20 protein-coding genes are annotated in these 20398 nt (G+C 46.0%); 6 read left to right on the top strand and 14 right to left on the bottom strand.

What is annotated here, in order from left to right; translation table 11 throughout:
- Nucleotides 1–105: 105 nt before the first annotated feature.
- Nucleotides 106–1419, bottom strand: a complete 1314-nt coding sequence (locus tag OCV63_RS08010) for an ATP-binding protein (RefSeq protein WP_158363323.1) — start codon at nucleotides 1417–1419, stop codon at nucleotides 106–108.
- Nucleotides 1420–1687: 268 nt separating this feature from the next.
- Between OCV63_RS08010 and OCV63_RS08005 the strand changes: the two genes are divergently transcribed.
- Nucleotides 1688–1963 carry a metal-sensing transcriptional repressor gene (locus tag OCV63_RS08005; protein WP_158363322.1) on the top strand — a complete coding sequence of 92 codons (276 nt, stop codon included), beginning with the start codon at nucleotides 1688–1690 and terminating at the stop codon, nucleotides 1961–1963.
- 85 nt (nucleotides 1964–2048) lie between these two features.
- Here OCV63_RS08005 and OCV63_RS08000 read toward each other — a convergent pair whose 3' ends face one another.
- Together OCV63_RS08000 and OCV63_RS07995 are read right to left on the bottom strand one after the other, a co-directional pair.
- The gene (locus tag OCV63_RS08000; RefSeq protein ID WP_262670716.1) at nucleotides 2049–2174 is read right to left on the bottom strand and encodes a hypothetical protein; all 126 of its coding nucleotides are present in this window, start codon (nucleotides 2172–2174) and stop codon (nucleotides 2049–2051) included.
- A gap of 89 nt (nucleotides 2175–2263) precedes the next feature.
- Nucleotides 2264–3265, bottom strand: a complete 1002-nt coding sequence (locus OCV63_RS07995) for a DUF362 domain-containing protein (RefSeq protein ID WP_158363321.1) — start codon at nucleotides 3263–3265, stop codon at nucleotides 2264–2266.
- 244 nt (nucleotides 3266–3509) lie between these two features.
- On the opposite strand from OCV63_RS07995, the gene OCV63_RS07990 reads away from it, so the two are divergent.
- Together OCV63_RS07990 and OCV63_RS07985 are read left to right on the top strand one after the other, a co-directional pair.
- Entirely contained in the window at nucleotides 3510–3941 is a 432-nt protein-coding gene (locus OCV63_RS07990; protein ID WP_262670715.1) for a helix-turn-helix domain-containing protein, read from the top strand.
- Entirely contained in the window at nucleotides 3845–4849 is a 1005-nt protein-coding gene (locus OCV63_RS07985) for an IS30 family transposase (protein WP_262670714.1), read from the top strand. Before OCV63_RS07990 ends, OCV63_RS07985 begins: the two co-directional genes overlap by 97 nt.
- 367 nt (nucleotides 4850–5216) lie before the next feature.
- Here OCV63_RS07985 and OCV63_RS07980 read toward each other — a convergent pair whose 3' ends face one another.
- The 6 genes from OCV63_RS07980 to OCV63_RS07955 are packed head-to-tail and all read right to left on the bottom strand — an operon-like array spanning nucleotide 5217 to nucleotide 8859.
- Nucleotides 5217–6053: a PTS system mannose/fructose/sorbose family transporter subunit IID gene (locus tag OCV63_RS07980; protein WP_158363320.1), complete on the bottom strand. Its 837-nt coding sequence runs from the start codon at nucleotides 6051–6053 to the stop codon at nucleotides 5217–5219.
- Nucleotides 6050–6820 (bottom strand): PTS mannose/fructose/sorbose/N-acetylgalactosamine transporter subunit IIC, encoded by a 771-nt coding sequence (locus OCV63_RS07975; protein ID WP_158363319.1) that lies wholly within the window; start codon nucleotides 6818–6820, stop codon nucleotides 6050–6052. The genes OCV63_RS07980 and OCV63_RS07975 overlap by 4 nt, the downstream gene beginning before the upstream one ends.
- 1 nt (nucleotide 6821) lies before the next feature.
- A complete protein-coding gene (locus OCV63_RS07970) occupies nucleotides 6822–7301 on the bottom strand; it encodes a PTS sugar transporter subunit IIB (protein WP_158363318.1) in 480 nt (159 codons plus the stop codon).
- 5 nt (nucleotides 7302–7306) lie between these two features.
- Nucleotides 7307–7783, bottom strand: coding sequence for a PTS sugar transporter subunit IIB (locus OCV63_RS07965; protein ID WP_158363317.1), 477 nt, complete (start codon nucleotides 7781–7783; stop codon nucleotides 7307–7309).
- Between the two features lie 12 nt (nucleotides 7784–7795).
- Nucleotides 7796–8419 (bottom strand): orotidine 5'-phosphate decarboxylase / HUMPS family protein, encoded by a 624-nt coding sequence (locus tag OCV63_RS07960; protein WP_158363316.1) that lies wholly within the window; start codon nucleotides 8417–8419, stop codon nucleotides 7796–7798.
- Nucleotides 8420–8430: 11 nt separating this feature from the next.
- Complete coding sequence (locus OCV63_RS07955) at nucleotides 8431–8859, bottom strand: PTS sugar transporter subunit IIA (protein ID WP_158363315.1); 429 nt, start codon at nucleotides 8857–8859, stop codon at nucleotides 8431–8433.
- A gap of 390 nt (nucleotides 8860–9249) precedes the next feature.
- Here OCV63_RS07955 and OCV63_RS07950 point away from each other — a divergent pair, with 390 nt between their 5' ends.
- Nucleotides 9250–11253 (top strand): PRD domain-containing protein, encoded by a 2004-nt coding sequence (locus tag OCV63_RS07950; RefSeq protein WP_158363314.1) that lies wholly within the window; start codon nucleotides 9250–9252, stop codon nucleotides 11251–11253.
- A gap of 258 nt (nucleotides 11254–11511) precedes the next feature.
- On the top strand, nucleotides 11512–13347 hold the full coding sequence (locus OCV63_RS07945; RefSeq protein WP_331485528.1) for a heavy metal translocating P-type ATPase: 1836 nt from the start codon (nucleotides 11512–11514) through the stop codon (nucleotides 13345–13347).
- Between the two features lie 230 nt (nucleotides 13348–13577).
- Here OCV63_RS07945 and OCV63_RS07940 read toward each other — a convergent pair whose 3' ends face one another.
- From OCV63_RS07940 to OCV63_RS07920, 5 genes are all read right to left on the bottom strand, one after another.
- A complete protein-coding gene (locus OCV63_RS07940; protein WP_158363312.1) occupies nucleotides 13578–14453 on the bottom strand; it encodes a DegV family protein in 876 nt (291 codons plus the stop codon).
- 34 nt (nucleotides 14454–14487) lie between these two features.
- Nucleotides 14488–15615 carry a prephenate dehydratase gene (gene pheA / locus OCV63_RS07935; protein WP_158363311.1) on the bottom strand — a complete coding sequence of 376 codons (1128 nt, stop codon included), beginning with the start codon at nucleotides 15613–15615 and terminating at the stop codon, nucleotides 14488–14490.
- A gap of 14 nt (nucleotides 15616–15629) precedes the next feature.
- The gene (locus OCV63_RS07930) at nucleotides 15630–16919 is read right to left on the bottom strand and encodes a bifunctional folylpolyglutamate synthase/dihydrofolate synthase (protein ID WP_158363310.1); all 1290 of its coding nucleotides are present in this window, start codon (nucleotides 16917–16919) and stop codon (nucleotides 15630–15632) included.
- 80 nt (nucleotides 16920–16999) lie between these two features.
- Nucleotides 17000–18142, bottom strand: a complete 1143-nt coding sequence (locus OCV63_RS07925) for a hypothetical protein (protein ID WP_262670713.1) — start codon at nucleotides 18140–18142, stop codon at nucleotides 17000–17002.
- Nucleotides 18143–18366: 224 nt separating this feature from the next.
- Nucleotides 18367–19230 (bottom strand): AraC family transcriptional regulator, encoded by an 864-nt coding sequence (locus OCV63_RS07920; RefSeq protein ID WP_158363308.1) that lies wholly within the window; start codon nucleotides 19228–19230, stop codon nucleotides 18367–18369.
- A gap of 111 nt (nucleotides 19231–19341) precedes the next feature.
- Here OCV63_RS07920 and OCV63_RS07915 point away from each other — a divergent pair, with 111 nt between their 5' ends.
- On the top strand, nucleotides 19342–20250 hold the full coding sequence (locus tag OCV63_RS07915; protein ID WP_158363307.1) for a dihydrodipicolinate synthase family protein: 909 nt from the start codon (nucleotides 19342–19344) through the stop codon (nucleotides 20248–20250).
- Nucleotides 20251–20398 lie beyond the last annotated feature (148 nt).

Raw genomic sequence — 20398 nt, 5'->3', positions numbered from 1 at the left:
CTTTGACTCGTTGCTCACGTAAAAACAGGAGATGCATATACGCACCTCCTGCTACATATTTCCTATTTTTCTGTCCTTATATTTCCGCAATCTACGCTTCTGGGTTTACACGTTCTCTGATTTTCCTGCCAGATAATTGATAAACTGCTGGGCCGTTCTGCCGGAGATACCGCCGTGGCTCAGCTCCCACTTGTTGGCCTCGGCGCAGAGCTGTTCGTCGGTCAGGGTAATCTCCGGATAACGCTTTGCCAGCTCTGTCACAATCTGGAAATACTCCTTCTGGGTAGGCTTGGAGAAATTGATGGTCACACCAAAACGGGCCACCAGGGACAGCTTCTCCTGCATGGTGTCGGAACGGTGCATACCCTCGTCCTGCTCCATGTCACTCCGGTCTCCCCAGGTCTCCCGGATCAAATGACGGCGGTTGGAGGTCGCATAAATCAGCACATTATCCGGCTTGGTTTCCATACCTCCCTCGATGACCGCCTTCAGGAACTTATACTCGATCTCAAACTCCTCGAAGGACAGATCGTCCATGTAGATAATGAAGCGGTAGTTCCGGTTCTTAATCTGGGCAATGACGGAAGACAAATCCTGAAACTGGTGCTTGTAAATCTCAATCATTCGCAGACCCTGATCGTAATACTCGTTCAGAATCGCCTTGATACTGGTAGATTTTCCGGTGCCGGCGTCGCCGAAAAGCAGCACGTTGTTGGCCGGAAGTCCCTTCACAAAGGCTTCCGTATTGTCCACCAGCTTTTTCTTCTGAATTTCATAGCCTACCAGATCTTTTAAGAGCACCTGCTCCGTGTTATTGACCGGAAGGAATTCCACGCCGTTCGCCACCGCCTTGATGCGGAAGGCCTTATTCAGACCGAACATGCCCACACCGTAGGCTTTGTAAAAATCTGTAATTATTGTAAAGATTTCATTTTCATCCTTCGCCTGTTCAATCTGGCGGCTCACGGCCTGGACTTTCTCGCTGACGTTCTTATTGTACATGCGCTCCTTCTTGCCGATGGCCTTATAGTGGCAGACGGTGCTGAAGCAGTCGATCTCCAGATCCCGCTCGATGGCGCTGAAATCGTAATCAAACAGGTTCTTGAACACCTTGAAATCCGCCTTTGCGAAATGGTTGACGGTTCCGTCGTTGGCTCCCACCTTCTCGCTGGTCATACTGAAGGAATTCTCATTGGTTAAGAGAATGAAGGTCAGGTAATTGTGCCAGAGATTTTCGTCAAAGCCATACACGGTGGACAGATCAAGCAAAGCTTTCATCTGTTCGTAGATCCGCGTGGTCAGCTCCGCCGCACTGCAGTTATCCTTTTCATAATCCTCGAAAATACCGGCCAGCTTCCGGAGAATGCTGTTTTCTCCCAGATCCCGGTATAATATTAATTTTGCGACTTCCTTGTACATATTTTTTCGCTCCTCGTTGGTTTCTGTTACCGTTTCTGTCCGCTAACATTTTTCATCCGCTCCGCGCCGGCTCCAAACCTGAGACGCAGAGTGCTGTTATGCTGTATTATAACGCAGGGAACGATGTCTGTACAGTTGATTTTATCTATTCCAGCCTGCATTTTCCTTTGGTTTTTATCTGTCCTGTTCCCTTCCGGCTCGCTTGACAGTTCCATGGATTCCTTTTATAATTGGACTAACATATGAATTTTCCGGGAGGTATCATTTTATGAAACAATGCATGGATTCAGAAAATCTGCACCGCAGATTGAAAAAGATCATCGGCCAGGTTCAGGCCATCGACCGCATGATCGATGAGGATATCCCCTGCGAAGACATCCTGTCCCAAATCAACGCCGCCAAGTCGGCCCTGCACAAGGCCGGTCAGGTGGTTCTGGAAGGCCACATCCAGCACTGCGTCCGGGACGGCATCCAGCATGGAGATGCAGATAAGACTATCGAGAGCTTCACCAAGGCGATGGAGCGGTTCGCGAATATGAAATAGAAACAGAAAATGAAAGTCCCATTGTCCGGTATGCAAAACACCTTATAATGGGACTCTATTTTTATAAAATTATTGCATTTTCAGTTTACATTGTATACCAGATATTTTCCGAGCCGCAGCTTGCAAGCAGTCTCTGACCAAAGCCGCCCACTACCAGACCGCCGCAGAAAATCCCAATGGTCTTTACCACCGTGCCCGCGTGCTTCAACAAAAAAGGATCCTGCCACAGGATCCTTTTTTGTTGCCATTCTGTATTCTGTTTTCACAGCGTCTTCACTATCTCCGCCACCTGCTTTTCTGCTATTCCGCGTGGAACGGCTTTACATCCTTTACCGCTTCTTTTACGCTGATTTCCTTGTCGTTCTCATCAATATCCAGCAGATGATACTTGTCATTTCCCATACCCAGCTCTTTCATGTAGGTGAGCTGGCGCAGGCCGTGGCGGGTTTCCATGCGCTCTACCAGGGCGTGATGGTCATGCTCGCTCAGGGCGTATACCAGATCTACGGAAGCCTGATCCACGGCCAGGATGTCGGTGGAGGCTACAATACCGATGTTCGGAGTGACTACCGGCTCTGCTGCCACGCCTTCGCAGTCGCAGGATACGGACATGTTGCGAAGGACGTTGATGTATACGATCTTATCGCCGAAATGATCGAAGACGGATTTGGTGGACTCGGTCATGCGCTCCATGAATTCTTCTTCGGCGATGCTCCACTGGTTGTCGGATCCTTCTACGGTGTGAATCCTTTTTTTCCCGATGCGGCCGTCTGCGCAGCCGATGCCGATGTTTTTATTGGATCCGCCGAAGCCACCCATGGTATGTCCCTTAAAATGAGTCAGGGCCAGGAAGGAATCGTAATTGGCCAGGTTCTTTCCTACGGACATTTCATGAAACCATTTTCCGCCCTTGATGGGGAATAAGGCGGTGCCGTCCTCGTCCATAATGTCTACGGGGCAGAAGGTCCATCCGTTGACCTTCAGGGTTTCCCGGTGCGCTTCGGTGGTGTAGCGGTCGCCTTCGTAGTAGGTGTTAGTCTCGACGATATTGCCGTTCGGGATATCGTTTTTGATGAGGGCCTCTACCCACGGACGCGGAATGATGTTCGGGCCGTGCTTTTCGCCGGTGTGCAGCTTGACGGCTACTTTTCCAGTCAGGTGGCCGCCTACTTTCTGGAATATGTTATGCAGTCCTTCTGCAGAGAGGTCTTTGGTGAAGTATACGGTGGATTCGCCGCCGGTGCGCTCCCCGTACGGTACATAATGTTCCCCGCCGGTGCCGGGTGTTTTCTGATCTGACATGTTGAAATTCTCCTTTATAAGTGCTTTTAATCGATATTGCTGTAGGGTAGATATGCCCTGGTTTGGCTTTATTTTATACCTTAAAGTATAGTTTAAGTCAAGAGGTTTTCTTATTTTAACCGGTAAAATGAAATAGTAAATTCGTGATTCACCATTTAAATTCGTGTCTGCCGATTTTAGTCTTACACGAAATGTGATATGCTTACTTTGGTTAGTGGATTTCTCCATCAAAGGAGGATTATTTATGCCTAAGAAAAAAACATATGATCAGAAGCACCTTACTACCAGTCAGCGTATCCACATTGAAAAAGGATTGAATGATGGATTGTCTTTCGCTGCCATTGCCAGAAAACTGGGCAAACATCCCATCACCATCGCAAAGGAAGTTAAAAAATATCGTACTTTTCAACCCCGTGATGAGAATCCGAAAAAGCCTCTTCGATGTGCTCTTTTTAAGGAATGTACCATGCGTTTCCTTTGTGATGAAAAGGACTGTGTGAAAATGTGTAAGTCCTGCTTCAACGTAAGACTTCAGGTTTCCAAATGCAGCTATCTCTGTCCGGAATATCGTGAACCACAGTGCGACTTTATTTCCAAAGCCCCTATGTCTGCAATCACTGTGCACGGCAGCGTACCTGCAATAAAAACAAGGCCTATTACATTGCTCAGTATGTAGACAGATCCTATCATGAACTTCTTGTTTCGTGCAGACAGGGGATCAATCAGAATGCAGCCGACATCGCTCTGCTTGACGACCTTATTTCTCCATTGCTTGCCCAGGGACAGTCATTAGCACATATCTATGCGTTTCATGGACATGAGATCCCATGCTCCAGAAAAACACTTTATAACTACATCGAACAGGGAATATTCACTGCCAGAAATATGGATCTGCGCCGAAAAGTCCGATATAAATGCAAGCCAAGAAAAACCGGAACAAGAATAAGTCTGGCTGCCAGGGAGTTCCGTATAGGCCGTACTTATGACGATTTTCAGAAGTTTATTCAGGCAAATCCGGATGTCCCCGTTGTTGAAATGGATACCGTGGAAGGTGGACGTGATAATAGTAACCAGGTTTTTCTGACCCTCTTTTTCCGTAACTGCTCTCTCATGCTCATTTTTGTACTGCAAGGAAAAACACAGGAGCAGATCATAAAGGTGTTTGATTATCTGACAGAAAAGCTTACCATTAAAGTTTTTCGTGAACTCTTTCCTGTGATCCTGACGGATAATGGTACGGAATTTCAATTTCCAGAACGGATAGAATGTGATAAAAATGGAGGAATCCGTACCAGGGTCTTTTATTGTAATCCTAACTCTTCCTGGCAGAAGGGACGGATTGAAAAGAATCATGAATATATCCGGTATGTAATTCCCAAAGGCCAGAGTCTGGATAATTATACCCAGCGGGATGCCTGTATCTTAATGAACCATATCAACAGCGAAGCGAGAGACAGCCTGAATGGTTGCACCCCATTCAGGCTGTCAAAGATGCTTTTGAATAACAGACTTCACAGACTATTATGTCTTCAGGAAATACCTGCTGACCAGGTCAATTTAAAGCCATCGTTACTCAAAAAATAAAGCTGTAAGCAAGATGGAATCCACTGCCGAATTTAATCCTACAAAAATCTGGCATGTGGAATTTAGTCTTGCACGTTCATCCAGATGCCCATTTTTCATGCCTGCACACATGAAAACTAGCTTCTGTAAGCTCATTATAGCGCTATTTTTGTCACTCGTAAACTAATATAAGGTGAATTAAGTCTTATAAAAACAATATTTTATATGAATCAAGAATTCACTTTGAATTTTAACCTTCTTATTTTAATGTTTCGTATTTTCGTGTTTTGAATTTCCCCACCCTTTTTATCGCAAAAAGAGTTGCCATGGAACAGATTTTTGATTTTCCTCTGTTTCACGGCAACTCTCTTTATAATCCTTTTTTATCTTATAAAACACCCAGCAATGCCAACGCGCCAATGACTACGATGATTCCCGCCAAAACCATATTCGGATTCACTTTTTTCTTTAAAAGCTTATATACAAGCAATGTTGCGCCCAACGGTAAAATACCTAACATAATTTTGTCGAAAACCGCTGTCTGAATAGCCAGGTCTCCACCATTTAAATGTAATACCAATGGCGTTGACAGTGAGATACAGGAAGCTGCCAGTGCGCCAATTACAATACTGCCAAGAGTCTGTGCAAACGTCATCACCTTCGTCAGACTCTGCCCCTGAAGAATGGACACAATTCCTTCTCTTCCCTTACTGTAACCCAAATTGATCAAGGTATATCCCACACTCAGCATAATTCCTATATGTAAAGCAGAGAATGCAACCGGTCCCAATACGATATTTCCTTCCTGTCCGAATGGTAATGTCAGGGACAGAAGAATCGGCAGCAATGTTCCCTGCCACAATGTATCGCCAATTCCCGCCATCGGTCCCATCAATCCATTTTTTACGCCTGTAATCATCTCATCCGGAATCGCTTCATCATTTTTACTTTTTTCTTCCTCCAGCGCGACTACCAGACCAATGACCGAGCAGCCGAAGTTACACTCGATATTGAAGAACTGCATATGTCTCTTCAGCGCTTTTACCATTCTCTCCTTATCATCTCCATAAAATTTTTTAAGGACCGGAGTAAGCGTGTAAATCAATCCTGTAGCAAAATAGCGTTCATAATTAAAGTTTGATGCAATAAACATCTCCCAATGCAGCCATATGCTTCTTAAATCTTTTTTGGTAACCAGACCATTTTCCTTTAATTCGCTACTCATACGTTATCTTCCCCCTTCTCTTTAACTGTCAGCTGCATATACAGAAATGCAATGATGGCTGCAAACAGTGAAATTGCAACAATTGAAATTCCAGAATAAATAGAAATCAGATATCCCAGTAAGAAAAATACCAATACCGTCTTTGTATTAATTGCGCGTAAATTCATTGCAATTCCCAATACAGGTAATACTCCTCCAATCATCTCCAATGCGTGCAGCAGTCCTTCCGGCAAAGATGTTAAAAGTCCACTGATGGCGTCCGTGCCGAAAAATACAATCAACATAACAGGAATTACCGAAATCAGGAACAGAAATCCCTGGGGCAAAATCATATTATACCAAACGCCAATTTTGTGGATATCTCCCTTTTCTGCTGCATCATCTGCCATATGCGCAAAAATAATGTCCACTGTCAGATGTAAAATCCAAATCACATTTCCCAGCAATCCGATTGCTATCGCCATGGTCATCGCCGCGCTTGCACTGATTCCGGATGCAAGCGCAAATGTTGTTCCGAGGGTGCCTGCCAGTCCCTGATCCACAGACTGCGCTCCTCCTGCCGCATTCCATGCAATATAAGGCAGGTTAATAGCCGCTCCGATTGTACACCCTGCTACCGGATCGCCCAGAATAAGTCCCACCAGCGTTCCACACACCATCGGACGCATCAGACTTGTCGAACCTAACATCGTAAGCCACGGTGTTCCATTGATTCCCAGATAATATACCAGACCGATTAAAAATGCCTGAATCAGATTTATTTGCATATCATTCTCCTCCTAACATCTGTTTTAAATTCGTTTCCATATCATTCGGGACAACCTGCACAACCACATTGATTCCCGATGCCTGTAGTTCCTTTAATTGCGTCAACTCTTCTTTCGATGCATAGATGCTCTTGTATAAACGCTCTCTTCCTGCAATGGAGCTCATTCCTCCCAGTATCACTTTTTCCGGCTTTATCGCTCCTGATTCTACCATTTTCACCAGAGGCTCCGGTTTTTTTACAAGAATCACAACTCTGTCATCCGCTTTTTCCAATACATTCTTTGCGTCCTCAACTGTTGTAATGTCTACCTTTAAATTTCCCGGCACCGCCGCGCTCAGAATCATTTTCAAAAATGGATCTTTTGCCGTTGCATCATCCACAATTATGATATGATGGCTGTTTGCGTACTGTATCCACGCCGACATAACCTGTCCGTGAATCAGGCGTTCGTCAATTCTGACCAGTGCAATTTCAAACATACTAATCACCTTCCTAATACTGACGTCAATGAAATAGCTTTCTCATCCGGAACAATCTGAATATAAATATTGACTCCCATCTCCATTATTTTCTTTAATATCTGCCTTTCATATTCCGAAATGGCTATGTTCTTATACAGTTTTGTACGGTTCTTAGCCGCTACCATTCCGCCCAGATTAATTTTTCCTATTTCAATTCCTTTTTGAAGCATCCGATAAAATGTAACAGGACTTTTTGCAAGTAACAACAGATTTCTCTTTTCTGTGTTTTTCAGGAACTCCACTCCGCCGTCTATATCATAAATTGACACATTAATGCTCTTCGATGTGGAAATCAATATAATGGATTTTGTAAATTCATCACTGTAAAGTTCATCGTCTACTATGATAATCTCTTTACTTCCTACATATCCCAGCCAGGAAGACATTACCTGTCCATGTATCAATCTGTCATCTATCCTTGCCAATCCTATTTTATCCATTTTACACCTCTGTTACTTCAAAGCATTTCTTATTTGTTCTGCTGCTTTGCGGCAATTTTCAGCTTTCGTAATATAACTTCCGACAATCACGATTCCCGGTTCCAGTTTTTTTATCTCCCGACACTTTTCCGGGGTAACAGAACCTGCTATTGCACAGATTTTATTGCCCAGTCTGTCACTTATTTTCTGTAATACCGGAGCCCCGCTCTTTTCATGGGAACCGTCTGTAGCCATATGTACACATATATAATCCACGCCAAGCTTTTTTATCTCTTCCGCCCGTTTCAGGCTTTCTTTTACTCCGCAAAGATCTGCCATTACTTTTATCTTCTTCTCTCTGGCTGCTTTCACTGCCAGCATAATCGTTTCATCCTCTGCGGCAGCCAGAACAGTTACGATATCCGCACCGCATTCAGCCTGCTGTTCTGTGAATATATAACCTCCATCCATAATCTTCTGATCACATAAAATCGTTTTTTCCGGATATCTTTCCCGCAATGCTTTTAATCCGGCATATCCGTTTGGAATCAGAGCTCCTGTTCCATATTCTATAATATCGACCAGATCTGCTGTCTCCTCCAGAACACGCAGGTTCTCATTCATATCCGAAAAATCCAATGCCAACTGAAGTTTCATTTCCTTCCTCCTTAAGAAACCGATAAACTCTGTCCATATTCACCCATAAAATTATGAATTCCCTCTTTTCCGTTCTCCACGGCCTCTGCAACGATTTCTGAAATGTCCTTTCCCATCGCCCTCAGATTCACCGCTTCAATCAGCATCGGCAGGTTCACTCCGGAAACCACATAATATTTATCATCCTTTCCGATATTCCTGTAACCCAATACCGCCTGGTTATATGGACTTGCAAGAAATAAATCTGTAAACACAATGACTCCGGATAAATCATCCATTTCTTTTACTGTGTCACTTAATATTCTTCCATATTCTGTAACATCCATAGAACGCTCCAAAGATAAGGTTCTGATATTATCTTTCATACCAGTAATAAGTTCCAGACTATCCAGAAGTCCTTCCGCCAGCTTACCATGAGTTGCTATTATAATACTTACCATAAATCCTCCTTATCGATCGATACCGCGCGCTGTGATGTCATTATTGCGTTTTCTGTGTCTTTTGTCAATACTGTCACTCTTTTCACACTCTCTCCTTTTGTGTCAATATGCTTTTGTGCATTTTTTTTGTTTTTCGCCTCTTTTTTTATGCATTTCTACCAATCGCTTTATCGTTTTTTGTTTCGTCAATTATACATTGTTTTTTTCTCCTTTGATTCTTTCACACATTTTTTCTTAATTACACTCTTATCTGTCTGTTGTCCTTGTCTATTCCTTTCTGTGCTTATAATTGCCCTATAAATACACTATTTTTTACGGTTGAATTAAATAATTTGCAGAATTATAATGGAATCAGATGTAACTACAACAGTACTGGGCAGGTGACTATTTATGAAATCAAATAAGGAAGAACTCATTTTATCATTCATTTTTCAGAATACCGAATTTCTTCTGAAGGACTCTTCTTACGACATTTCGCACGCAGATGCTTTTTCCATAAGTATTGACTTTTCTATGGAACGATCCAATGTTTCCAGGATTCTGAATTCACACTGGAAACAAAATACACTCATTAAACTGAAAGGGCGTCCTACTTTATATTTAAGCCGTGAAGTGCTCGAAAAATATTACCCTGACAGATATATCCCTTCTACTATTTCAAAAGATAAATCTATCTGGGATTATCTCGACATCAGACAAAATAAGGAGCCTTTTTCCTCGCTGCTGAAATATCCCGGTTTTTCTGAAAATGAAACCCTGTATGATTTCTGGACCACTGTTTTACACAGGCTGAAAACGCCCTTATCCAACCCTGTTACTTTGGTTCATTCAAAGTCCGGTGTATCGCTGGAGCTGCTCTATAGCATACTTGATAAACAGTTCACGGCACAGCTAAATCTGAATTATATAAAATTGTCTGCCGAAGACTTTATTTTACAGTTTCAGACCTATCAGAATCTGATTACACGGATACATGAAAAGCATCTTAACTCCAATCCCGTTACCTGTATCCTGGATGCATGTCAATGGCTTTGTAATGATGCCCAAATGCAGCTGCAGTTTGTTGCCTTTATCCGTTATCTGCTCCGTGATTCGTACCGGAATCATTTTGCGCTCTCACTTATTTTGTTATGGCACTCTGCAGATTCTCAGGATATTCCCGCTGATTTTAAGCCCTACTCCATCGCGATTCCTGAGTATCCTGCTCTGACTTATAAAGAGAAAATGGAATGGATTCTTTTTTTATCCCAGAGAGAATGTAATTTTCTTCAAAAAAATCTGGAATTTCCGGTATATCTGTTGGAATATTTCTGCGCCTATCAGGCTAATACCTTAGATGATGTGTACGCTGAATTACGGCAATGTATTTCCAACTGTCAGCTCCAGCACTCTGACCTGTTATCTATTAATTTACATTGCCTGTCTGCAAATTTTTTAAACAGCTTAGACGGTTGCACCGACTCCTTTACCTGTATAAAAAATATTTCCCAGCTCATAAAAGAAAAGAGCCTCTTTTTTATACCAGGAACAGAAAATGATTATTACTTGCGTTTACTGGAAAATAAAATTGATACCAATGGATTTTTATTGCAATCAGAGCCTTCCGAAAATACCGACGTATCTTCTGAATGTTCTGTCCTTCCCATCCTTTTAGCCAGCTACGGTGAAAGCATTGCGGAAAAACACGCTATTTATATTAACAGCTTCAAATACTCCATTTCCTGTTTTTATATTGATTTTCCCAAGGCTGTCGATGAAGAGGCCATGCTCTCTCTTCTGTATCAAAAGGCACGGGAAATAGATTCCGGAAACGGTATTCTTTTAATTGTTGATGATACCTTTCCATTTGACATAGTTGCACGGGTTAGAAAAGAGGCCGCCGATTATATCACCATTCTCTTTCCGCTGTCTCTTCCTCTTATTTTTCATGTTATAGAGCAGATGGAGTCTTCTTCTTTCCATGTGGATATGGTGCAATCTACAGAATTATCCAGCAAAGCGAATCCTGTGAATTCTTTCCAGGATAAGGAAATCATGGAGGTTCTTTCCAATTCCCTGGTTTTTCTGGATTGCCATAAAGCTGTTGAAAATATTTATCCCAGCCTGGTATCCATCTGCCAGCAATTGGAACTACCTATTTCCTACTCTCTTTTAATTAAGTATTTATTTCATTGTGCTTTTATGATTGAACGTGTTATTCGTAATGAACCTCTTGCATATAAGAAACTGGCCTCTATGAGTAATTTACAGGAGCACATTTTTGCAATTGTTGAAAAAAATATTCAATCTTTTAACAATACTTTTTCTATCGCAATTCCAGCTTCTGAGACTGCTCGATTAAGCGAGATCTTTGAAGAATATCTGTTAAACGTGGAAAATGAGGAAGCTTTCTAGTGGGGTTCGTATTTAGGATGGACGGAAGCGAGGGGCCGGACACTAACGTGTAAGCAAACCTCCGGCCCCTCGCTTCCTGATCTTGGAAATGGGAATTTTTCAAATGTACATTTTTTATTTTTGGTATTGACTTTATACCCCTATGGGTATAGTATGTTTTTAGAGTTTTTATACTTATAGGGGTATATGTAGTTTGTATGGGAGGAGTTTGATTGATTATGAATACGATAATTGATAAGTTGGAAGCTTTTCTGGAGCTTGGGGGGGACGAGGAAGGATATTACGTTTCTGGTTATCTCGGCTCTGTCTCTGGTAGCAAGCCTCTCAGGCTTACTGCCGGGGCTGACGTTTGATCCGGCGTGGATCGCGATTTTGCTTTGCGGGGTACCGATTATCTTAGAGGCAGTAATCGGGCTTGTGACTGCTTTTGATATTAAAGCGGATGTGCTGGTGTCGCTGGCGCTGATTGCTTCTGTCTGCATTGGCGAGACTTTCGCGGCGGGCGAGGTGGCTGTGATTATGCAGCTGGGCAGCCTTCTGGAGGAGCTGACGGTGGCCCGGGCGCGGGCCGGGATTGAGCGTCTGGTGCATCTGACGCCGCAGACGGCCCGGGTTCTGTCTGATGATGGAAATAAGATGATTCCGGCGGATCAGGTGAAGGTGGGCGACCGGATCCGTGTGCTTCCCGGCGAGACAATTCCGGTGGACGGCGTCATTCTGACTGGCCAGACTTCAATCAATCAGGCGGTCATGACCGGAGAGTCGCTTCCTGTCGATAAAGCCGCAGGCGACGAAGTGTCCAGCGGTACGGTGAATCAATTTGGTACGTTTGAAATGAAGGCTACGAAGGTGGGCAGCGACAGTTCTATCCAGCGCATGATCCGTCTGGTGCAGTCTGCCGACGCTGGCAAGGCGAAAATCGTAGGGCTGGCTGACCGCTGGGCTACCTGGATTGTCGTTATCGCCCTGTCTGCCGCCGCTATTACCTGGCTGGTCACCGGTCAGGTGATCCGTGCTGTGACGATTCTGGTTGTCTTTTGTCCCTGCGCGTTGGTTCTGGCTACGCCGACTGCTATTATGGCCGCCATCGGCAATGCCACGAAGCACGGTTTTCTGGTGCGGGAGGGCGACGCTCTGGAGCGGCTGGCTTCTGTGAAGCGTATCGCTTTTGACAAGACCGGCACTCTGACCCAGGGAACTCCGCAGGTTACGGCTGTCCGTTCCCTCTCTTCCGGTTGGACCGAACAGGGGCTTTACTCTCTGGCTGCAGCTGCGGAGCAGTATTCGGAGCATCCTCTGGGCAAGGCTGTTCTGGCGGATTTCCGGAAGAATGATAAGGCGATTCTGCTTCCTGCAGAGGATTTCCGCATGATCCCAGGCCACGGCGTATCTGCCCGGGTCAAGGGCTATACGGTCCAGGCCGGTAACCGGAAAATGCTGGAGGAGACCTGCCCCGATTCCGCGGCTATCCTGGCTGATTCTGAAACGTATCTGCAAAAGGGCTGCACAATAATCTACCTGATTGTCAATGGCAAGGCCGCAGGCTATCTGGCTCTGTCCGATACCCTGCGCGAAGAAAGCAAGGATATGATCGCCGCCACCCAAAGTCTCGGCGTCACTCCCGTTCTGCTGACCGGCGATAACCTGAGCGCCGCCCGGGAAGTTGCCCGGGGTCTCGGTATCCGGGAAGTCCGCGCGAACTGTCTGCCCGAGGATAAGATGAATATCATCGACGCTTCCCAGAAAAATCAGGAACCCATCTGCATGATCGGCGACGGCGTCAACGACGCCCCCGCCCTGAAAAAAGCGGACGTAGGGATAGCCATGGGCGGTGTCGGCAGCGGCATCGCCGTAGACGCCGCAGACATCGCCCTGGTAGACGACCAGGTGCAGGAGATTCCGCATCTTCTGGCCCTCTCCAAGCGCATGATGGTTACCATCAAAAGCAACCTGACTTTTTCCATAGCTCTGAATTTTCTGGCCATTGTCCTGGCCATCACAGGCCTCATGGGACCCATAACCGGAGCTCTGGTGCATAACGCCGGTTCTGTATTAGTCATTCTTAACTCTGCATTGCTACTGAATTGGAGGTAAAACACATGGGGCTCTTCTATATGATTCCTTTCCTTATCGTCATTCTGGGTACAGATGTCTGTTACCTGGCCCGGGAGAACGATCTGGAATCCCGTAAAATCTATATTGTGACACTAATCATAGGTTTTCTTATTCTGCTCTCTGTTCTTTTTAAACTTTTCTTCTAACCCAGATTCTTTTTCCAGACATCGGAAAAGGCGGAAAATGTCATACATTTTCCGCCTTTTCATCTATCTCGGCTGTCCCACAAAAAATACTGCCAACGTTCCCGGCCCGGAATGGGCTCCAATGGTCGGTCCCACGTAATTTACCAGGAACTCTGAGATTCCGGTTTTCTCCTGTATCAGCTTTTTCAGATACTCCACATCCTCAATGCAGTCCCCATGGCTGATAAATACCACATCATTTTCCGCCTCAAAGCCCTTCAGCTGCTCTGCCATGCGATCCACCAGAGCCGAAATCGATTTCTTTCTTCCGCGCACCTTGCCAACCGCAATCAGATGTCCTTCATCGTCCACGTGCAGCACCGGCTTCACATTCATCATGGTTCCCAGAATCGCCGTAGCTTTCGACACCCGGCCGCCTCTGTGCAGATGGAACAGATCATCCACTGTAAAATTGTGGCAGATACGAAGCTTATTCTGCTCTACCCAGTCTGCCACCTCGTCGAAGGATTTTCCTGCTTCCTTCAGCATCACAGCCTTATGTACCAGCAGACCCTCGCCCAGCGACGCGCTCAGAGAATCTGCCACTACGACCTTCCGCTCCGGGAACAGGCCTTCCTCCGCGATCTCCTCCGCCGCAATCCGGCCACTGTTATACGTGCCGCTTAAGCCCGAAGAAAAGGCGATGTACAGCACATCCAGCCCCTTTTCCAGGCAGGCGCACATGGCAGCCTTCGCCTGCTCCGGGTTTACCTGGGACGTGGTCGGCATGGAGCCGCTCCGCATCTTCGCGTAAAACTCCTTCACATCCAGCGGATGCTCCCGATCGTAGGTTTCTCCCTCCAAAATATAACTCAAAGAAAGGATAGAAAGCCCATGCTCCCTGATGTAGCTCTCGGGTAAGTCAGTTGTTGTATCCGTCATAATTACATACGGGTTCATACTAATTCCTCCTTCTAAAGCATCTCTAAAAAATTTAGTAATTACCAAGAATTTTCATATTCAAAGCTTCCTCCCGGATACCGCGCAGCGCATTCTTCACTGCGCTGTCGTTAAGATTTCCCTCGAAATCCACGAAGAAATGATACTCCCAGTTCCGCTCCGGAATCGGCCGGGACTCGATCCGGCACATGTTCAGATTATTGTAAATGAAATGGGACAGCACATTGTACAGGCAGCCACTCTCATGGGTTACCTCAAAGCAGATGCTGACTTTCTTCGCGTCCTTGCAGAATATGGGCTGGTTTGTCACAATCAGAAACCGGGTGGAATTATTTTCACTGCGATTGATGCCACGATCCAGCACCTTCAGCCCCTGCTGCTTCGCCGCCAGCGTACTGGCGATAGCCGCCTGGGTCTTATCCTTCTCGTCCGCCACCTTCTTGGCCGCCACCGCCGTGTTCAGCACACTGATCTGCTGCCAGTCCCGATGCTCGTCCAGATATTTCGCGCACTGCATCAGCCCCTGGGGATGGGAATATACCGTCCGGATATCGGAAATCTCCGCATCCGGCGTACCCAGCAGAGCATGCTGAATGGAAATAATCTGCTCGCCCACGATATAATTGTCATATTCTTCCAGCAGGTCGTAGCTGTCATTGACGATACCCGCCGTCGAATTCTCGATAGGCAGCACCGCGTAGTCCGCCATGCCCTCCGCAATGGCATCCATGGCGTCCCGCCACCGCTCCACATGGAAATGATTTACTTTCTCGCCAAAGAACGCGAACATGGCCTGCTGGGCGTAAGCGCCCTCCACGCCCTGATAGACCACCCGGACATCTTTCTTCTCCAGTTCATTTACCATAATAAAGGGCAGGCGTCCCAAAGCCTTCTCCTCCATCAGCTGATACTGCAGCTTCCGGCTGATGCCCATGATCTGCTTATAGAGCTCCTCTATGCCATGGCTGTTAAAATCATCGTGGGTCAGGGCCTTTACCGCCTCGAGCTTCTGATTTTCCCGTTCCTTATCCAGAATCTTTTTCCCTGTGGCAATCTTATACTCCGCCACCTCTTTGGAGATGCCCATGCGCTCCTCAAAAAGCGCCACCATCTCCCGGTCAATCCGGTCTATTTCCACTCTCAGTTCTTTTAAATCTCTCATCTTCCGTCCTCTTTCTATTGGTCCTGCACCCGGATTTCCCGTATCAAATCGCCCAGATATGACAGAGAGCCAAAGGCCAGAATCATATCCTCCCCGCCTGCATAAGCCCGCGCCCGATGTACCGCGTCCTTTAAGCTGTCTGCCGACTCCACCTTCGGATTATATTTCTTCACATCCTCGGCCAGCTTATCCGCAGCCAGCGCCCGGGGATTGTCCGGCGTCATCACCGTGATGACCCGGTCAGCCAGCGGCGTCAGCTGGCTCATCACATAGTCGTATTCCTTATCTGCCAGCACTCCGGCGATGAATAGTTTCCGTTTTTCCGGGAAATAAAGCTCCAGGGTTTCCTTAAGGCGATCGGCTGCATCACGGTTGTGCGCGCCGTCTACAATGAAGAGCGGATGTCGGCTCACCGTCGTGAAGCGCCCCTGCCATACGGTCTCCGTCAGCCCCTTTCGAAGCGCCTCATCGGAAATGTTCCATCCGCAGTCTCGAAGAGCCCGAACTGCTTCCACCGCCAACGCCGCATTATCAATCTGCCAGCTTCCGGTGAGTCCGGGCTTCAGCTTCATCTCTTCCTTATAAGTAAATGTCTGATTTTCAAATACGTATCTTACATCTTTGATATCGGATTTTCGAATCTCACGATATTCCGTGTCCTTTTCCGCACAGGTCTTTTGCAGCACCGCACTGACCTCCGGTCGCTGCGCAGCGCTGACCGCTATCGTACCCGGCTTAATGATTCCGGCCTTGACCCCGGCGATCTCTTCCACTGTGTTGCCGAGAAAGCCCATATGATCCATGCCAATCTCCGCGAATACGGAAACCACTGTGGTTTTCACCACATTCGTGGCGTCGGTCAGGCCGCCCATGCCGCATTCCAGCACCACCAGATCGCAGTTCATTTCCTTAAAATAGAGGAAGGCCATGGCCGTCTCCACTTCAAAGGCCGTAGGATGATGCAGCCCTTCCGCCAGCATGGCCTGTCCTGCTGCCTCCACCATTTCTGCCAGTCTGGCTACTGCTTCCTTTGCAATATATTTCTCATTCACCTGAATGCGTTCCCGATAATCAAAAATCGTCGGAGAGATATACCTCCCCACTTTATAACCGGCCTCTTTCAGAATCGTTGAGATATATGCCAGTGTCGATCCCTTTCCATTCGTTCCCGCGATATGCACAAATTTCAGGTCATCCTGCGGATTGCCAAGCCTGCGAAGCAGCTCCCGCTCCGTATCCAGCCCCAGCACATACCCGTATTTCGCCGTATCATTAATAAAAGCTCTCGCTTCCTCATAAGTCATAATTTACGCCTCGGTTTCCTTAAATTATGTCTTATTATACTTTACCGCGGTGGTGATTGCAAGTGTTCCACTTATGTCGTTTATGCTTTTAACGCCAGTTCTTTCACACTCAATTCCGGATTTTCCTGCACAAGACGATAAAACGGCGCAAGATATTCTTCCGATTCATCCAGTTCTTCCGCAATCTGCGATAAGCTTTTTCCTTTCAGCATCTTCTTTTTCACAAAACTGAACACAGTTTCTCTCATTCCACGCTCCACTCCACGGCTTAATCCTCGTTCAATTCCCTGTTCTATACCTTGTTCTATACCTTTCTCCCATACCCCTTTACTCAAATTACACATCTCTTCAACTCCTCCTTCCAGCTCTTCTGTCATCGGCATTTTAAATTCTTTCTCCAGAATCCATTTCTTTTCTTCCACTTGAATTTCATCTGAAAATAACACTTCCAACATTCTTAATAACTGTTTCTCCCCAAGCTCCTCTTTTGTATCTTTCCTCTTTGCCCCCAAGCACACCATAACTGCCGTCAGTAAATCGTAATTTTTCTCGTTCTCCCGAACTTTTCCTACCACATCCTCTTCCTGAATCCGGTACCGTGTAATCGTGCCTCTCCTCTTTTTCGGCGGATTCATACAAATCCAGATACTGTAGACCTTCTTCAACTTTCCATACTGACCTCTTGAAAATTCTGTTCCATATTGCGATGAAATCATCCTGCAGCAATAATACAACGCCCTCTTTACCAACGAATAACCCGGATAAAAGTCATTCTGGCCTTCAATATTAATGAGCATTTCTACAGCGTCACTGCTTCCCGGTATCATTGCACGAAAGCGTACATCATACGTAACACGTCCCTCATTTAACGAAGTGTCCTCCGTATTTTCGTTATGAATCCTGTAAACCTTCTTCTCTCCCGGATACAGCGGCATTATTCCCACACTCGGTGTCCCTACAATATACTTCTCTGCAATCTCCTCCATCGAGAACTCCCTATACTCTGGAATACACCACTTCATAATCCAGGCCACAACTACTTTTTCAGCCAGCAATCGCTTACAACACGCATCAAACTGTACTTCCAAATCCGTCTGCCGAATTCCTTCCGCCAACGAGCTCTCCACCGTCGCTGCCTTCCCGTATCCTCTGTCTTCTCTTAACAGCCACTCCCATGGCCGCAAAATAACCTTCTCGTACCGATACGCCTTCCCCGTCTGCATACTATTCCCCTTCTGCTCCATATTCTATTCATTTTTAGCCATACCTTTCAGGCGAATCTCTCCGCCTGCTTCTGTGGATTTCTCACTTCGATACTGAAGTCCGTGATTTTATCTTTCGTAGAATGTAAATAAATGTAATAAAAACAGTGTCGACCACGCCGTCAGCATTCTCCCTGCTGCGACCTCTGTCGACACTGTTATTCTACCAATCTGTGGTAAATTCGTCAAGAAGTGATTTTCGTGTTCAGTTCCCGGAACCGCTTCGGGGACAATTTATAAAAATCCATAAAATTCTGATAAAAAGACGTCACGCTCCCGAAGCCGCAGGAGAACGCGATATAGGAAATCTGTTCTTCCGTGGTGGTCAGTTCTATGGCCGCGGCCTCCAGGCGCTTCCGGTTCAGGTACTGCTTAAAGGAGATCCCCATATTCTTCTTAAAACAATGCGAAAAATAGCTGGAATTTAAGCCTGCCGCTTCGGCCACATCCCGGATCTTGATAGCCTCCCTGCAGTTTGCCTCGATGTACTCCATACTCCGGCACAGAACACCGTTAATTCTCTGGATATCCTTGTTCTCCTTTTTCACCATCCACTGAATCAGCGCGATGGAGATATCCACAATCCGGTTGTGAATCAGCCCGTCCACGGCGATATATCCCTTCTCCGGTATAGAAAAGATCTCTTCTAAGATTTCTGTAATATGCATCCGGTCGCAATCTACTTTTTTCAATAGAATATACGGGTACATATTGCTGTATAAAATCCGTAAAAATGAATCATACGCCTTACAGTATGTCCCCACCTCCAGCATCTCCGGATAAAATCCCATATTTCTCCGGATGCTCTTTTCCTCTGCCTCGCAGGCATGGGGAATATGGGAATTAATCAGCAAAATATCCCCTTCTTCCAGCCAAATCTGCTGCTCGTCGATCCTATAAGCTATTTTTCCCTTGAGATTCTGAGTGATCTGGCAATGGGGATGAATATGACACACTGGCTCCATATCTTCCACCTCGCACTTCTGCAGTGAGTACGGAAAGGGCGTCGATTCGTGAAATAATTTTTCCATGATAATTCTTTTTGTCATAAATGTTCTCCATCTAAAATTTCTGTAATTACTTATAAAATATCCGAAAGAAATTTATCTCTGCCTCTGCTAGAATAAATCTATCAAATCAATTCGGAGGTACGAAATAAAATGACAATTCAAGAACGTTTAAAATGTGTAACTCCCGCGCTTGCCACCCCACTCAAAAAGGACGGCACCTTTGATCCGGAAGGCATGACAAAACTCGTAAAATACGTAATGTCCAAAGGCATGACCAATATCTTTGTACTTGGTTATGCCGGAGAAGTGCTGGCATTTTCCCGGGAGGAGCGAAAAGCCATTATTAAAACCGCCAGAGAGGCAGCCGGTCCGGACGCCCTTCTGATTGCAGGCGTCATGGACGACAGCACCCGCTTGATTCTTCAGCACATGGAGGACGCCAAAGAAAGCGGAGCTGATGTGGCGCTCACCACACCCACCGACTTTGTACACTGTACAGAATCGGAGCTGGAATCCTGCTTTTTACGCCTAGCAGACGAGGCGGCGCTTCCCTTCATCATCTACAACTGCCCGGAAAATCAGCATTACATCGAGCCGGAACTGATGAACAAGCTGCTGAAAAAGGATAAGATCGTAGGTTTTAAAGAGACCTCCAACGCAGCCAAGATTCAGCAGATGCTTCTGAACCTGGACAAGGACACCGATTTCATCATGATGTCCGGCGAAGAGTTCGTCTACTATCCGGCCATGGCGCTTGGCGTGGATGCCTTCATCATGGGCGGACCCGGCAATATCCTTCCCGCTCAGTCTATCGAGATCTGGGAGGACTACAAGGCCGGAAAGCACCTGGAGGCAAGGGACAAATATATGAACATGATCGCCTTCTTAAGTGAACTGTATTTCGGTCTTCCCTATCCGACCATGATGCCTCAGATCAAAGCTGTTCTGGAGCTCTGGGGAATCTGCGGACGCTGGATGACCCATCCCACCGCTGCGGTTTCCGATGAACATATGGAAGTCATCCAGAAGCTGCTTGATAAATATCAGATTACTCCTTAATCATTTGTTATATTCTACCCTTTTGAAAATCCCTCTGTTTTCCAACAGAGGGATTCAGACTGTAGACAAAACGCTTTTGGTCAGCACTCCAGAAGCGTTTTTCTTGTTTTGGGTTCAAAAAGTGTGTACTTGATCAATAATAAACACT

It is taken from the genome of Laedolimicola ammoniilytica, from assembly GCF_025567165.1.
In the GTDB taxonomy this organism is placed as follows: Bacteria; Bacillota; Clostridia; order Lachnospirales; family Lachnospiraceae; genus Laedolimicola; species Laedolimicola ammoniilytica.
The sequence above is the reverse complement of the archived record's forward strand: the minus strand, read 5'-3'. Positions and strand labels throughout refer to the sequence as shown.